Annotated in this window: 12 protein-coding genes; 2 read left to right on the plus strand and 10 right to left on the minus strand. The window is 45.9% G+C overall.

The features are described 5' to 3' along the window. Positions 1-164 precede the first annotated feature (164 nt). The 9 genes from UL82_RS06505 to gdhA all read right to left on the minus strand — a co-directional run bounded on the left by UL82_RS06505 (position 165) and on the right by gdhA (position 13,935). Positions 165-3,608, minus strand: coding sequence for a hypothetical protein (locus UL82_RS06505; protein WP_046439816.1), 3,444 nt, complete (start codon positions 3,606-3,608; stop codon positions 165-167). Between the two features lie 280 nt (positions 3,609-3,888). Beyond that, positions 3,889-7,434, minus strand: coding sequence for a chromosome segregation protein SMC (gene smc / locus UL82_RS06510; RefSeq protein WP_046439818.1), 3,546 nt, complete (start codon positions 7,432-7,434; stop codon positions 3,889-3,891). Positions 7,435-7,451: 17 nt separating this feature from the next. Next, a complete protein-coding gene (locus UL82_RS06515; protein WP_046439820.1) occupies positions 7,452-7,727 on the minus strand; it encodes an acylphosphatase in 276 nt (91 codons plus the stop codon). A gap of 117 nt (positions 7,728-7,844) precedes the next feature. After that, a complete protein-coding gene (locus UL82_RS06520) occupies positions 7,845-9,323 on the minus strand; it encodes an alanine/glycine:cation symporter family protein (protein WP_046439821.1) in 1,479 nt (492 codons plus the stop codon). 88 nt (positions 9,324-9,411) lie between these two features. Continuing rightward, complete coding sequence (mutM, locus tag UL82_RS06525; RefSeq protein WP_046439823.1) at positions 9,412-10,263, minus strand: bifunctional DNA-formamidopyrimidine glycosylase/DNA-(apurinic or apyrimidinic site) lyase; 852 nt, start codon at positions 10,261-10,263, stop codon at positions 9,412-9,414. 2 nt (positions 10,264-10,265) lie between these two features. Next, positions 10,266-11,015: a ribonuclease III gene (gene rnc, locus UL82_RS06530; RefSeq protein WP_046439826.1), complete on the minus strand. Its 750-nt coding sequence runs from the start codon at positions 11,013-11,015 to the stop codon at positions 10,266-10,268. Further along, a complete protein-coding gene (locus tag UL82_RS06535; RefSeq protein WP_046441308.1) occupies positions 11,012-11,548 on the minus strand; it encodes a YceD family protein in 537 nt (178 codons plus the stop codon). Before UL82_RS06535 ends, rnc begins: the two co-directional genes overlap by 4 nt. Positions 11,549-11,736: 188 nt before the next feature. Further along, entirely contained in the window at positions 11,737-12,450 is a 714-nt protein-coding gene (locus UL82_RS06540; protein ID WP_046439827.1) for a DivIVA domain-containing protein, read from the minus strand. A 141-nt stretch (positions 12,451-12,591) separates the two neighbouring features. After that, positions 12,592-13,935 (minus strand): NADP-specific glutamate dehydrogenase, encoded by a 1,344-nt coding sequence (gene gdhA, locus UL82_RS06545; RefSeq protein WP_046439829.1) that lies wholly within the window; start codon positions 13,933-13,935, stop codon positions 12,592-12,594. Positions 13,936-14,238: 303 nt separating this feature from the next. On the opposite strand from gdhA, the gene UL82_RS06550 reads away from it, so the two are divergent. Next, positions 14,239-15,354: a glycerate kinase gene (locus tag UL82_RS06550; protein WP_052735900.1), complete on the plus strand. Its 1,116-nt coding sequence runs from the start codon at positions 14,239-14,241 to the stop codon at positions 15,352-15,354. Here UL82_RS06550 and UL82_RS06555 read toward each other — a convergent pair. After that, positions 15,324-15,722: a hypothetical protein gene (locus tag UL82_RS06555; protein ID WP_046439831.1), complete on the minus strand. Its 399-nt coding sequence runs from the start codon at positions 15,720-15,722 to the stop codon at positions 15,324-15,326. The two genes, UL82_RS06550 and UL82_RS06555, sit on opposite strands and share 31 nt — an antisense overlap. 37 nt (positions 15,723-15,759) lie before the next feature. On the opposite strand from UL82_RS06555, the gene UL82_RS06560 reads away from it, so the two are divergent. After that, the gene (locus UL82_RS06560; protein ID WP_172595912.1) at positions 15,760-17,061 is read left to right on the plus strand and encodes a DUF4921 family protein; all 1,302 of its coding nucleotides are present in this window, start codon (positions 15,760-15,762) and stop codon (positions 17,059-17,061) included. Positions 17,062-17,064 lie beyond the last annotated feature (3 nt).

Below are 17,064 nucleotides of genomic sequence, written 5' to 3' on the forward strand. Positions count from 1 at the left end.
CATCTTTGCTATCTAAAACACCACGAAAAACCGGTAACCTTACCCCGTTTTTGGCTTATCCGTATCTTTTAAATTGTCTTCTTAACTACCTCATTATCAAAGCCACGTTCGTGATTTTTTATCAGACTGAAATCACGAACGTGGCTTTTTATCCTACTAGTTTCTTATACCACTACTCCGGGGTGTTTGATTGCCAAAACAATGGCATCGGCAGCAACCAGATCGCTGGTTACTAAATCAGGAACTACATCGGCAAGAGCAGCCCACCCATCGGTTACTGCATCAAGTGCCTTATTTGAGGTAATTAATCCGTGGGCGTTCATACGTGCAGCCATTGCTAAAACAAAAGAAACTACCGGTGCAAGCGACCACATATTATCCTTGGAATCAGTATCTACTCCATCTAACTTATCGAACCGGATACGAGCCATTGCGTATAAAGACTTGTTAGTACTACGCAAAGTACGCAATAACGTCACTGCTGAGCTAATCAATCCCTCAGAACTTAACAAATCATTAATTTTGTCGCGGTTTGTGAATGTCTCAAAAACAGCCAAAAGTCGGGATCCATCATCCATAATCGCGCCCGGCACAATATTCGATCGCGAAAAGAACATATCCAATAATGCTTCTTGTTGGCTAGCATCCATGCTGGCAATCGCAACTGTGGAATGATCAATGCACGCAGTATCTAAAGTGGTATCCCTACCGGTACGCAAAATATTGATCATATTATCGCCAGCAAGCTCACCTAGCTTATCGACGACCTCCGATACTTTCTCCGACTGGTTCATCAAAGCGAAACTGGAAGCAATCTTATCTAATGGCTCCCCGGTTACAGATTCTTGGGTGGCAATCGCATCAAACTCACCTAACAGCTCTAATGCACCAAGCCATGGGGCACGGTGATAAGTAGTCTCTTCGCCTACCTGCTTCTCGGTACCAAAAATGCATCGCACCAAACCTGATTCAACAATGCGTCCAGGTTGTTTTTCTGCTGGTACTAAAGAATCACTCAATCCATAAAGCGCAGTAGCTGGATGTGCACGAAGTACCTGCTGAATAGCTTTTCTTGCCTCACCAAAAGCACGACCAGAAACAATCATGTCCCATAACAACGGAATAACGCGCTGAGATTCTGGAATTTCTTCACTTTCCCCAGCTAAAAAGGCAGATAACTGAGTAAGGTGTTCATCTGCATCAACAAAATAACCAGCTTGTTCTAAGCGTAGCGCTGTTTTACCCGGCATTGACGGTGTATGCAAGGTCATAAACGGATCAAGACTATGCAGCTGTACTTTAAGCGGCCCCGCACCAATTAAATTCTCCGGAAGCGCCGCACGACCATCTTCAACTATCAGCGTTATTGGGCTTGTCCACGGAGCAGTAATTGGCCACACCCACATACCGGCAAGTTCTACGCCTTCGACAAGAATCGAATCATCAACAAGGGTAATCTCTGGCTCTGGACTGGAATAAATATCTGCCAACGCCACTGAGACACGTCGATCAGAATGAGGATCTGTCCATTCCACGTCGATACGCCCTTGGGGCATTACTGCCGCAGAGCTAGCAATACCTGCCATATCCACGCTATAGGTAATACCGCTATCACAACTGGTTAATTTAGACGTTTTTACCGGCGCACCGTGATGGTTTCGCACGCTGACTTTTGGATCAATAAGTCGTCCAGCACCACGTACTCGCAACTCTCCTACTGCATTCAACTCACGAGGACGAAGCTTTAACCGAGATGCCCGCCACATTGCGGGCTCAGTAATCAACGGCAATTCAAAAGTAAGTCGTGGTGGATTAAAACGCAACGGCAGTTGATCGCCTTCTTCGGTGTGCACAATCAAATCTGCACCGGCTTCCATTGGTGCAACTGAAACTACCTGTGGGTCAGCGACAAATGCCTTTGCGGTGGGCTTAAGCACTAAAGATGCTTCGCTTAAACCACCGGCAGAAGGAATGCGGAAGCTGCGGCATGCACCAGAAATATCGAGCACCGCATGCGCACCTTCAACAATGGCAAATTCGTGGCGGAAACTTTCATTACGCGGGCCACGCATGCGCACCAAATATTCACCGACCCAGGGGCTATCATATAAATCTGGGTCAAAGACGTGGAAAATACCGCCTTCAGCAGGAACCTCTAACGGCTCAGGTTGGGTAATTTCTTCACCAGCTACTGCTACACCCCCATAAGAGGAAATCGCTAAATGCCAGGTTTCAGTTTGCCCAGAAAGCGTCGGCGGAAATTCTGCTAATAAAGAATGCGAATGAACTGGTAAACCAGATATGGAGTGTAAACAATCAATAGCATCACCAGGAACTCTAAACCGAACGCGTTGACGTGGTTCAATAGAACGAACCTTATCCATACTAGGCTGCATACCGTTTTGTATTGCGGCCATAGAACATGCTGTAGAAGTATCAATGTGCTGTGCCGACCAACCAGCCCAGCCTTCAACCTGTTGTTCACTTTCTGGGAAGAAATCCACCCCGGTCACAACGTCGATAAGCTTGTAATCATTAGGTACTACCACCCGCACTTGTTGGTGATGTAGGGAAGCTTTCTCGGTAATTTCACTACCAGAAAGGCTGAAAATCAAAATCGGATCTTCAGCACGTACCACTGGTACCGTCCACAATAAATTATGGGAAAGATCTTGAACAGTAATCTCTCGCACTGGCCGATCAATAGCAATATCAAGCGCCTCGCTAAAACCGGAAACATCACCCCAGGCGCGTGTTGTTCGATACACCTTAGTCGTGCCATCAATGCTAATACGCCAGGTAACAAACCCCTCAGGTTCGGTTAAAGGTTGTTCCGGAAGGCGCAAACATATTTTGGAACGACGCACATCAAAAACAACACGTGGTCGCATTTCCCGGCCAGCAACACCTACCGCTACAGTGCGATCTAACGTACCTACCGGGCGTTCTCGAAGTTCTGCTGCTGCTTCTTCATGGATATGCGTCGGTAGCGTCAAATGAGAACGATTTCTATCGAACCAACTCTTTGGATGTTCAATAGCAAAATCACGTAGTTCTATCAGACCATTAAGCAGCACCTGTGCTGTAGCCGGTTGAGCTTCAGCCATAGCCTTAAAATGTGTCGGAGCTTGATCATAGACATCCACGCCTTGATCCAGAAGCTCCAAAAGATAAGGGATTTCTGTCGAGATAATACCCGCGTGTGTGCACAAGGTATTCACGATATCTAACCCAGCGCTTAGCTCTATAGTCGATGCTAATGCTGCCCCAAGTTCTTGCGCTTGAGTAAGTTCTAGGCCAAATCCTGCAGCTAATTCGCTAAAAAAGGTAACAGAATCAACAAGTTTAAATGCACGTGCGCTAGCAGCAGTCAAAGTAAGCGCTGGGCTTATCTTCAGCAACGCAGTCATATCTGCCCCAGCAGCAAGCTGACGAGTGAGGAAAATCCCGTAGAGGCGCTCAATTCGCTCTAATTGATCTGTAGCTAAACCAAGTTCATAAACATAATTAACTTTGGCAAGCTTCTGAGCAAGTTCCAATTCCGTCTGCGATGCCCATCCAAGTAGGGAATCGTTCAGATCTGCAATCGGCTGAACTTGATCTGTCATCTGTGAGGGTTCCTTTTTAGCAGTTATATTCTGAGCAAATTAAAATTTCACTCTGCTCAAAGTTTTTTTATTGGTACATAATTAACACCGAATAATACCGATCCAATCGCCTACCTCATAGGCTTGTGTTCAAATATTAAAAGGCGTGTGGAATAAACGTATGTGCGATTATAAGCTAAAAATCTTAAGACGCATTATCACTGGTCACATACTTGTTTAACCGGAAATGAATCGTCTTCTGCAACCGCTTACCAGCTATTAGTCAGCAAATTTTTACTTTTCAATCAGCAACTTCTTTACTCCCAGGATCCGTAGCTTGACGATCTCTAGCTTGATTAACCACACCGCTTGCACTTTCAGGCATCAGTGCTGTACTCATACGCTGCGAGATTACCTTGGTAACACCGTCGCCACGCATTGTCACGCCATATAAAACATTAGCGATATCCATTGTCGGTTTTTGGTGAGTAATAACAATCAGCTGCGAATCTAACCGCAATTCCTCAAAAAGGGCAATAAGTCGGCGTAAATTCACATCATCAAGAGCCGCTTCTACTTCATCCATGACATAAAACGGACTTGGTCGTGCCCGGAAAATAGCCACCAACATAGCTAGCGCTGTTAAAGATTTTTCCCCACCAGAAAGCAACGATAACCGCTTGACTTTCTTTCCTGGTGGTCGTGCTTCTACTTCAATGCCCGTACGCAACATATCCTCTGGCTCGGTAAGTACAAGTCTGCCTTCACCACCTGGGAAAAGTGTGCGGAATACTTTCGGAAATTCTTCTTCTACATCATGCCAAGCATCACTAAATAGTTGCAGAATTTTTGCATCGACATCTTCTACTACTCCCAATAGATCTGTGCGTGCTTGTTGCACATCACTTAATTGAGTAGATAAAAACTCATAGCGTTCTTCAAGTGCCTTGTATTCTTCCAAAGCCAACGGATTGACCTTGCCTAAAGAACTGAGAGCTTTCTCGGCTTTTTTGAGCCGATCTTGTTGAAAACCAAGATCAAAATCTGCCCCCGGCGTATAATCACGAATGAGGTCAGGAATTGCGATGCCTAACTGCTCTTGCAGTTTTTTCTGTGCCTCTTCTAGTCTTACTTGCGCCTGACTGCGTTGTACATCTACTTGGTGCGCTTGGTCGCTTAATCGTAAAAGCTGAGTATTTAACGCCTGCGCTTTATCTTTCGCTTGGGAAAGTCGCGCGACTATGGCTTGTCGCTGTGTCATAAGCTCATCACGACGGCGCGTTGCTTGGGCAACTGCTTTCTCAACTCGTGCATTAATCTCTCGGGCATAAGTATCTACAGTGCGCGCAAGCTCTGCTTGCCGTACCCGCTTATGCATCATCTGCTCGTGGCGCTGTTTATTCATGCGCTCATGGTCTGCTTGTCGACGCAAGCTAGCTCCACGCCCACTGGCTTGTTCTGCCCGATCTTGGGCACTGCGTAAACTAAGTTTTGCTTCCAACTCCATGGCCTTGATTTGCGCCAAGTTTTCCTGCGCTTGATCGCGCTCGTGTGTGGACGGATCCTGATCATCAATATCGCGATCTACTCGGGCAAGTCGGTCTTTCGTGATGTTCCATTGTTGACGTGCCTTATTTAATCGCTGTTCCATCTCGCCAACACGCTGAGCACTACGTTGATATTCAGTAACATGAGCCTGCTCCTGAGCACGTAAACGCTCTACATCTTTTTTCAGTCCAATAAAAACAGCTTCTTGCTCTTGAAGGCTTGCAGTGGCACTTGCGGCACGCACACGTGCTTGATCAGCTGCTTGTTTTGCCCCAGAAAGAGTACCTAAAAGTTCTTCCACATGGACAATTTCTTGTGCTAATTCTAATTCTGCTTGCTCAATATATGCTGTTATCTCAACTGCTTTCCCGGCACCTTGTCCAAAGCTATACCAGCCATCACCAACAATGACCCCTTCATAGGTCACTGCACGTAATCTGGGATCATCACGAACGACGGTCTCAGCAACAGCAAGCGAAGGAGCTACTACTACGTCGATAAGCAAACGATTTATCGCTTGTGCTACCCGATCATCAATACTGAGTTCATCAAGTAACCAAGTCACTGACTGCGGTAAATAGGCATCAAGGCGCCACCTATTTGCCTGAGTTTTTTCCCGCTGCGCAGTATCTTCCATAGCAAAAACCATTGTGGTGGCAATATCAGCACTATGCGCTACTACTAATTCCGACATATTTACCGGTAATGGTGCAGCTAAACCATCGGCAACCTGAGCTAAGACCGCTGCTAAAGCTTTCTCACACCCTTTTTTTGCGCGAACAAGCGTAGCCATAGCGACTGAATTATCAAAGAGTGCCGCTCCATCAGAAAGACCTTGCTGCGCAGATAAAGTTTCAATCCGTGATTCCAAACGAGATACGTTCCGTTCGCGGTGATGCTGTTGCATGCGTAAATCTTCTAAACGTTGTTCAGCAGCTTCCGCCTCAGCGGTGGCCCGAATATATTCTTCTTTATCTGGTTCTGCCACCGATATTTTAGCTTCAACTTCTCGCAAATGCGTACGAGTTATCTCGATTCTTTGTCTTGCTTCTGCAAGTGTTTCTTGCATCCGGGCAAGCTCCGCTTCTAAGGCTAAAACGTGCGCTTGTTGTGCTTCCTCTGCCGCAAGTAAACGAACAACGCCTTCTCGTCGATCAGCAATTGCTCGAACCTGGGCTAAATGTTCTCGATCAGCTTCTTGGGCAATATGTTCGTATTCTGCTACTTGTTCCTGGATTGATTCCAAGCGTGCTGTTAAAAGAGCGACGTTTTCTTCTAATTCCGCATATTCTTTATCGGCGCGTTCTGCTCTAGCAAATAGTTCCTCAGGATCTGTACCAGAATATGCAGTAAGCTGCACGTTGATCGCACGATCGGCAGCAATACGCTGCGTAGCAGATACTCTTTCGGCAAGTGAAGAGAGCGAAAACCATAATTGCTGTGCTTGTTCGGCGGCAGGAGTTATAGTAGCTAGTTGGTCTTCTAGCTCAAGAGTAATTTCGGTAGCTTCTTCAAGCTGTTCACTGACTTCTTCAACGTGTTCTTTTACTATCTGAGTTCGTGATTGTGCTGCAGCTAGCTTTTCTTGTAATTGAACGATCTGGTAACCACCCAATTGTAATCGGGCATCACGGACATCAGCTTGCACGCTAGCAGCACGTCGTGCAGCATCAGCCTGGCGCGCCAAGGGTTTTAACTGTCGTGCTAATTCAGCAGTTAAATCCTGTAGCCGATCAAGATTAGCCTGCATATTAACAAGTTTTCGCTGTGCTTTTTCTTTACGACGGCGATGTTTTAGCACCCCTGCCGCTTCTTCAATAAAAGCACGACGATCTTCTGGACGAGATTCAAGTATTTGAGCAAGGCGTCCCTGGCCAACAATGACGTGCATTTCACGGCCAATTCCGGAATCACTAAGCAATTCCTGAATATCCATCAATCTAGCTTTATTGCCATTAATCTCATATTCACTTGCCCCATCACGAAACATTCTTCTCGTGATAGAAACTTCTTTATATTCGATAGGCAATACATTGTCGGAATTATCAATAGTCAGGGTGACTTCCGCACGGCCTAATGGTTTGCGTTGACCTGCTCCAGCGAAAATAACATCATCCATCTTTCCGCCACGCAGGGTTTTTGCCCCTTGCTCACCCATAACCCAGGCGAGAGCATCAACAACATTCGATTTACCAGAACCATTCGGGCCTACTACGGCACAGATACCAGGTTCGAATTTCAGGGTCGTCGCAGACGCAAAAGACTTAAATCCTTTAAGCGTCAGCGACTTCAAATACACATGAGCACTATAGCAAATTAGCGAGTTTCAAAGCCGCTCACGCCTTTAGGCTCAGTCCAACGTTCAATAGCTGTTTCAACAACACCAGGTCGGCCACTATAGTGTGGTTGGCGTAACCGATGCAGAATCTCATCAAGTTGTTCTTGAGTTCCTTCTGCCACAATACATACTCTGCCGTCGCTTAGATTTGTTGCACTTCCGCTAATACCGAGTTCTTTGGCTTGGGCATAGCACCACCATCTAAATCCCACACCTTGTACCTGTCCATGAACCCAAATAGTAAGTCGATGCATCTCGTTGCCTTTCTTAAACCCTGGTTAATCGTGTTTCTAGCTAGAATAAATAAAAATCCGCATGCCATTTCTGTACCATGCGGATTTTTAAGCAAGCTAAGCGCAACGTAGCACGCTTTAGTGCGTATCGACGGAGGTAATCACCTTGCCGCCTCGACGAGTAACCGGATCTGTACCATCCCAGCATTCAACATTAGGGATTTCTGGCAACATATCTCGGTGGAAAACCGGGTCTAAGCCCTGAGCAGACTGCTGCACATAATTCTTGAGTAATTTCACTGCTACCCCGGCTAGTGGAACGATAGCGATAAGGTTAATCAGCACCATAATGGCGGCAAAGGTATCACCTAATGCCCATACCAATGGCACTGATCCAATAGAGCCACCGACAACACAGAACATGACAAAAATCCGGAAAATAGTCATTACCGTCTTGTTTTGAGTGAAATATTCAATGTTGGCTTGTGCCAAATAGTAATTGCCGATTACAGAACTAAAGGCAAGGAAGAACAGAATAAGGGTGACAAAGTGAATGCCCCACTCACCTACTTCTCCGGCGAGCGCATGTTGGGTAAGCGATGCGCCCTGGGCTTTAACCCCATATTCTGGAGAGCCGAGCAAAATAATGAACGCAGTAATCGAGCACACCAAGATGGTGTCAAAGTATACGCCCAAGGTTTGCACAAGTCCTTGTTTAACTGGGTGAGATACTGCCGCAGTAGCAGCTGCATTAGGTGCAGATCCTTGGCCGGCTTCATTAGAAAACAAACCACGACGCATACCATTCATAAACGCTGCGCCTACTGTTGCCCCAACAACTTCCTTGATACCTAGGGCATGTTCAAAAATCTCTAGGAACATCCCTGGTATAGCACTGATATTAAGTATGAGCACTAAAATGCCCACGATGAGATAAAGCCCGGCCATAACCGGCACAATAACCTGGGTGAAATTAGCAATACGCTTAATGCCACCAAAAATAATCAGACCAGTCAGCGCGGCTAGTACAACACCAATGGTGAATTTAAAACTAACCGAAGTACTTTCCACTGAAGTGCCGATGGCTTCAACAATAGAGTTAGCCTGGATAGCGTTATACACAAAACCATAGGTAATGGTAATGGCTATGCCAAAGATAACTGCTAACCACCGAGCGTTAAGACCACGGGTCATATAATATGCTGGACCGCCTACATAGGAGCCATCAGCATCCTTTGTTTTCCATAGCTGTGCGAGTGTTGATTCAACAAAAGCAGTTGCGCCACCTAAAAGTGCAATCATCCACATCCAGAACACGGCACCGGGGCCACCAAGAGTAATTGCTACAGCTACACCAGCAACGTTGCCGGTTCCTACTCGTGATGCTGCCGAGATCGTAAATGCTTTAAAAGCAGAAACACCTGCTACATCGGTATGCGCATCATCGGTTGATTCGCTTTTTTCCACCACGGAACGAAACATTTCCGGAATCATCCGCACTTGTACCAATACGGTACGTATGGCGAAGTAAACTCCGGCTGCAATCAAAAGGAAGGGAATGACCTTCCACAGATTGTCATTGACTACGTTCGTAATGAACGACTCAAGGTTTTCCATGGAGGCATATCTTACGCTGTCATAAGCGTGTGATGCACCTTGCAAGATGTAAAGAATGTCTTCTGCTACACCCTAAAACTGTCTTTACCTAGTGTAACCGCTGGCATCTGAGACATAAATGACTGGAACGATTGTGAAATTTTTCCCGAATTATTAAGCCACCACAGCGAGAACATGGCTTATCAGTTTGCCCATAAGCTTTTAAAGACAGATCAAAATAACCAGAATTTCCATTAACGTCTACATACAAAGCGTCAAAACTAGTGCCACCTTGTTCAAGGGCTTTAGCCATTACCAATCGACCCGCAACTAAAAGTTCCTCAATTCTTTTTAGGCTGAGCTGATTAGCCTTATTACGCGGGTGTACTTGCGCCGCCCAAAGCATTTCATCTGCATAAATATTGCCAATCCCGGCAACTATTTCCTGATTAAGTAATAGGGATTTAATGGTTGTACGTCGATTTTTTAGTTGTATTGCCAATCGACGAATATTTAACTGCGGGTCCATTAAATCCCGTGCAATATGGGTAATGTTTTCTGGCACTACCCCATCAAGGGTGTCGCTAAGCTCGCCAATCCACCAATAGCCAAAAGTACGCTGATCAACGAACCAAAGCTGATTGCCATCTGAAAGTTGTGCTTGAATGCGTAAATGAGTACGAGCATCCTTACTATCTGGCTGTTTTATCAACATCTGTCCACTCATACCTAAATGAACAAGTAAACATGTATCGTCGTCTAGCACCGCCCACAAGAATTTGCCGCGTCGATCCATCGCACTTATTTTTCGACCAACAAGCCGAGCTTGTAGCTCAGCTTCCCCACCGATAATCGAGCGCACCGCTCGCGGATGGTGCACCGTTACTTCTTCGATACGACGATGCACAAGATGCTCGGTAAGTCCGCGACGGACTACTTCTACTTCCGGCAATTCAGGCATTTTTATTTACCCAAAAGAAGATTGTCGTTAAGTGCTAGCACTGCTTGATGTGCTGCTTGTTGTTCAGCAAGTTTCTTATTATGGCCTTGTCCAGTACCAGCAAGTTCATCATTAATGCGTACCGTAGCGGTAAAAACTTGTGCATGATCAGGACCGACAGAACTTGACCCATACACAGGCATTGGCAGCCCCCGCTCCGCAACACGTTCTTGGAGGGTAGTTTTCCAATCATGATGATGTCCAGTTGCCGTAGCATTTTTGATCTTGTCAGCAAAGAGTCGAAGTACCGCATCCCTAGCGATATCAAAGCCAAAGGTCAGATACACCGCACCAATGAGTGCTTCCATTGTATCGGCAAGCAATGAATCTTTATCTCGCCCACCACTAGCTGATTCGCCTTTACCCAAAATAATATATGCGCCTAACCCAATCTCTCGGGCAACCTCACTTAAACCAAATCGCGAAACAATGGAGGCACGCATTTTGGAAATATCGCTTTCCGGCCGCGAAGGAAAATTATTATAGAGCACGCCAGCGATACTTAACCCCAAAACTGCATCACCTAAAAACTCTAGGCGTTCATTATTGGGCAAATGTCCATGCTCATTGGCAAAAGACCTGTGGGTAAGCGCCAAGGTAAGCAAATCATCAGGAATTTCTACCCCAAAGTGTTCCAATAGCGACTTATGATCGACTGTGTGAAAGGCTGCCGCTAAAGCTTGCTCACCAGTGATTTTCTTTTTTGCACTCATAGAAATTTCTCCAACCCTGCCCACCTAGCATCAATACGTTCTTCTTCACCGCTAATTCCGTCTGGTTCTGGCACATCATTTTCTGCGCAACCGTCTGGGCATACCGGATTAAAGGGTAAGTTCATACCTGCTTCATCTAGGAAAGCTTGTAGTAGATCTACGTGCTCATCGACAACCAGTGGTAGGGCTTCTTCTTCATCATCACCAGACTCTCCCTGAATCAAGTGGTCATGTGCGGCAAAAACAACATTCACCCTAAGCTCAGTATCAGGGCGCAAGGCAGTCAAACAGCGTACGCATTCACCGCTTAATTGTGCGCGTAATGTAGCATCAACCATCACTGCGTCACCAAGTGGGGTAAGTACTGCATCGACTTCCACCTCATCGCCTTCCTTAATGGCAATCATGGCTGGGCCAATACGAGTAGGACTAGCACCCCTATTGGTTTTGTATTCAGGGGTCATCCCCTCCCGAATAACGGTGCGGACATCAAAAACAAATGGAGAATTCTTATCAATCGTCGCTTTCGACATGCGTTTTATCATACCTGGTTCCTTATGCAGTCTTCATTTCTTAGCCTTAGGACCCCCGGTAACATCAATCCAGCAATAAAAATCGTCGAGTAACTGTGACAGACAGCCTTTGTTACTCGACGAGTTTTCTACAACTGTTATTGATAAATATCAACGCTATGCACGCGTATCATACTTATTTCCTACGCCTACATTTCTGTTTTATAACCTTTACCAGCAACGCCTGCTCCACGACGTAATGCTTGACGATCCCGGCTTACCGCACGAAGGGTGGTAGAAAGCGATTCCTCAAAACTAGCTAATTTCTGATCGACAAACTCATCACACTCAGCGCGAAGTCGATTTGAATCTTCATGAGCAATGCCAACCACCCGGTGCGCTTCTTCATTAGCGCGGCGTACTACTTCTGCCTCGCTAACTAACCGCTGTTGTTCGGCAAGCCCTTCTTCAATGCTTCGTTGGTACTGCTCATTTCCGCTAGCAATCAAACGTTCCGCTTCAGCATTAGCTCGGCTGACAGTATCATCAGCTTCCCGGTGTGCGGAATCAACAATGTGATGCGCGTCTTCTCGGGCTTTGCTTAAGGTAGCATCCGCACGATTTTCTGCGTCCACAACCATAGCGGAAGAATCTTCCTGTGCCCTGCTCAGTAATGAATCAGCTTCTTTTTGAGCGCCGTCGACAAGCTCATGAGCACGATCTTCAGCACTACGAATAATATCATCGCGACTATCGAGCACATCTTGTGCATCATCTATTTCTACGGGCAAGGCATTACGAAGATCATCAAGCAACGCAAGCATCTCGCCGCGTGGAACCATGCAATTAGAGGTCATAGGTACCCCATGTGCTTGCTCGATGGTTTGGACTAATTCGTCAAGACACTCAAAAACGCGGTACATGGTGTTTAGCGTACCTAATTCCTACGCCAAGGGTATATGCAGACACACAAAAACTGCTCGCGTTTCCTTAAGAAGTATGGTCTACTTCTTAAGGACGCGAGCAGTATCTGAGCATAAAAACTACGCCTAAAACTTTCTAGCCTAAATAATTCCCTGAGCTAGCATGGCATCGGCAACTTTCTTGAAACCAGCGATATTGGCACCAATAACATAATCACCTTCATGCCCATATTCTTTTGCTGTCTGCGCACAGTTTCGGAAAATATTGCTCATAATGGTCTTCAAACGATCATCAGTATATTCAAAAGTCCATGAATCTCGTGAAGCATTTTGCTGCATCTCTAGCGCAGAAGTTGCCACACCACCGGCATTTGCAGCTTTACCTGGGCCAAAATGAATACCTTTTTCGCGATACACCTCAATAGCATCTGCTGTTGAAGGCATATTTGCTCCTTCGGCAACAAACGTACAACCATTCTCAGCCAGAATTCGAGCATGTTCACCATTAAGCTCATTTTGGGTAGCACATGGTAGCGCAACATCACAAGGCAGTTCCCACAGTGAGCCTGCTACGTGATAGGTAGCTCCGGCTACCTCATCGGCGTAATCAGATACTCGTCCACGACGGTTTTCCTTGATATCTTTAAGCTTTTCGACGTCCACTCCATCTGGTGTGTGCACCCAACCTTCAGAATCAGAAAATGCAATCACGGTGGCACCGAGTTCTTGTACTTTTTCGATGGCATAGATAGCCACATTGCCAGAACCGGAAACAATAACCTTCTTATTGTCGAAAGATTCCCCGTGAGCGTTAAGCATCTCAGCTGTAAAATAAGCCAATCCATACCCAGTAGCTTCAGTACGCACCAAGGAACCGCCCCAGGTAAGACCTTTGCCAGTGAGAACACCGGATTCATGTTGATTAGCTAATCGACGATATTGACCAAAAAGGTAGCCGATTTCACGACCACCAACACCAATATCACCGGCAGGAACGTCGCGATATTCGCCAATGTGACGATAAAGCTCTGTCATAAAAGACTGACAAAAACGCATAATCTCATTGTCAGACTTACCTTTGGGATCAAAATCTGAACCGCCCTTGGCACCACCGATAGGCAATCCAGTTAAAGAATTTTTGAAAATCTGTTCAAAACCTAAAAACTTAATGATTCCTAGGTTTACTGATGGATGAAAACGTAATCCACCTTTATACGGACCAAGTGCGGAATTGAACTGTACCCGAAAACCGCGGTTAACCTGGACTTTTCCTTCATCATCAAGCCAAGGCACACGGAAAATCAGCTGACGTTCTGGCTCACACAATCGCTGAATCAAACCATAATCGGCGTAGTGTGAATCCTTGTCCAACACAATTTTCAGCGAATCCAGGACCTCAGCAACGGCCTGATGGAATTCGGGTTCTGCAATATTACGCTCAACAACTAAATCGTAGAATTCCTTTACCGTGCTATCAGCATTCATGATGTACCTCTCCACATTGTCAGATGGCCATTCCCAAATGATAGATATCTATCTATCGACAGATAGATCTTTTCATGAAATATCGCTGACAACAACTTCCCACCGGCTAAAATTCTCTACTTTTTAAAAATAAAACTCATACTAGGCTACAGCTAGCTATAGTCACACAATATTAAAATCATCGGGAAAAACAATTATCATAAGGCGCATATCTCTTTTAAGAGACTCCTTCTTTTTAAAGCAAATCTTTATCTACCCGCAGTAATATTTGACACATACTGAAAATATATGAAAGTTGAAAAAATGAACCCCCACATTGTTATTGCTCCAGATTCTTTTAAAGGAACAGCCACCACCCACGAAGCAGGCGCTTGGCTTGCCGAAGGCATTCGTGCCGCAGCCAACGAGGATCCATCTGGTGCCCCAAGTCAAGAGCTTAATATCACGATTGTCCCCATGGCCGATGGTGGTGAAGGCACTGCCTCTTGTTTTCAGGGAACAACTATTACCCTGCCCACTACAGATGCTAATGGCAGACTTATCGAAGCTTCCTATGTTCTCGATGACACCGTAGCCTATATTGATATTGCTGCCGCCAGCGGACTCCCATTGGTTTCCGATCAATTACGACCACTGACCGCAGATACTTATGGCACCGGCGTACTTATTGCCGATGCACAGACTCGCGGAGCTCAACGCATTGTACTCTGTCTTGGTGGGTCTGCTACCACTGATGGCGGTACCGGCATCCTTGTTGCCTTAGGTGCTCAACCACTTACCGAATCTGGCTTTACTTGTCGACAAGGCGGTGCCGGGCTTATCGATGCTGCGCACATTGACACGGCCCAACTTAATATTCCCGCTGCTGGCCTCGACTGGGTTTTACTTAGCGACGTTCGCTGTCCTGCCACCGGTGCCCATGGTGCGGCCGCAGTATTTGGCCCTCAAAAAGGTGCTAGTGAGCACGATATTGCTACTCTTGATGCCGGCATTACTCAGCTATGCGCAATTACTGGGGTTGATCCACAGATTGCTGGTATGGGAGCAGCGGGGGCTATTCCAGTAGGAATTACCTGGTTAAGCACACTTATTCATGGCAATGCCGATCATGTTCATATTGCACCAGGAGCACAAGTTGTTGCGGAAGCAACCGGACTTGTCGAACTTATTGCCACTGCAGATCTTGTTATTACCGGCGAAGGAAAATTTGATTCCCAATCTACTACCGGAAAGGTAGTGGGAACCATTATGGATCTTGTGCCAAAAAAATTAGCGATTGTTGCCGGACAATTTGCTAGTTCCTGCCCAGATGAGGTTATTGGAGTAGAACTTATTGAGGCCGATGTACGCACCCAACTTATCGATGCCGGAAAACGCGTTTATAACACCTACCGCCAGATTTCAACCACCCAGGGATAAGTAGCTGGGATTTCAAAGGCCTCTTCTTGCATTAAAGCAACTACATCATTAGGTATTACTGCTTGCGGGGTAAGCAGCCGAGAATAAGTCATAGCCAACTCATTAACGGAAACATTAGGTTGAACAAGGGTAAGTAAAAAACGATGCATACCCAATACATTCACCGCATTATCGCCATGATCGCGACGATATAATTCCCGCAGTTGTTCTTCTACGACTAGTGGCACCGGTGGGTTCTCTTCATCATTAAGGCGCACATCAATAACTTTATGATCTCGAATCAATAAAGAGCTTAAAGCGTCGAAACGCTTCTGTAGTAGTAGAACATGTGCTGGATGAATCAAGACATCAAAACAAATGCTAGGCATGAGCAGATAGTTTACTTGTAAACTAGGAGGAATTATGATGTATTCTCGCCCTACCCCGCTTCAAACCATGGCCGACGGAACAATTAAACAGGTCAATCCTTTTTCTGGCACCGAAGTGTGGACTGTTCCTGGGCGTGGTAATCGCCCACTTAATACTCCAGTGGAAAATGTGTATCAACTCAGTGAGATTGATTTTCACGAAACCTGTGCTTTTTGTGATCATAGGCTAGCCGAGACCACTCCAGAAAAATCTCGTATTACTACTAACGGTGATATTAAATACCACCTTCTGTGCGAGGAGCAGGACGATAATTATGCTTTTCGACGCGTAGGAAATCTTTTTGAAATTGTCACCTTTGATTATTGGCAAAAAAATTACGATTTTATTATGAGCCAGTCCACTATTGACTGGATGCGTGCTTATTTAGCAACTGATAGTGGCCGGCAACACGTTCTTGATCGAGTACGGGCAAAGCTTGCTGCTGCCCAACAACCTACTAATCGTAGCGATGCTGAGTTATTAGAGTTAGGCGAAGCCTTCTTCGGTGGCGGCCATGATGTTATTATTGCCCACCGACATTTCCGTGATGGTGCACTAACCAATGAACAACGTGCTGGATCTGGTGATCTAAGTATCGCTGAGCATCGGCATTTCATGAAATTTACCGTCGATAGTCTCCGTGATCTTTACCAGCATAACCGTTATGCACTGTATGTAGCAGTATTTCAAAACTGGTTACGTCCAGCTGGTGCTAGTTTTGACCACCTGCATAAACAATTAGTCACCATCGATGACCGAGGAACGCATATCCAGCAGGAACTATCTAAGTTACGCCGCAACCCTAATATGTATAACGAATGGGCAGTTGATTATGCAGCTCGTCGCAATTTGATTATCGCCGAAAATGAACATGCCGTGTGTTTTGCCGGTTTTGGGCATCGCTACCCCACTTTAGAAGTCTTTTCTAAATCGGCAACGAGCGAACCATGGCTACACAGCGATGCTGAGCGCAATAGTATGAGTGATCTTCTACATGCTGCACATGCTGCTACCGGATCAGATGTTCCTTCCAATGAAGAATGGCATCACAAACCAATTGATGTTGATATGCCAATGCCCTGGCGAATCATGGTCAAATGGCGCGTATCTAACCTTGCCGGTTTTGAAGGTGGCACCAAGATCTACCTAAATACTTTATCTCCATGGGACATTCGTGACCGGGTTGTCGATAGATTGTTTAGCCTACGTAAAGAAGGCCGCATTGATCCTAGTATTCGCATTGCTACGGAAACTTCTGTGGAAAGAAATTCTCTACGATACAACCCGTGGCTTGATTAGACT

The organism is Corynebacterium kutscheri, from assembly GCF_000980835.1.
Lineage (GTDB): Bacteria > Actinomycetota > Actinomycetes > Mycobacteriales > Mycobacteriaceae > Corynebacterium > Corynebacterium kutscheri.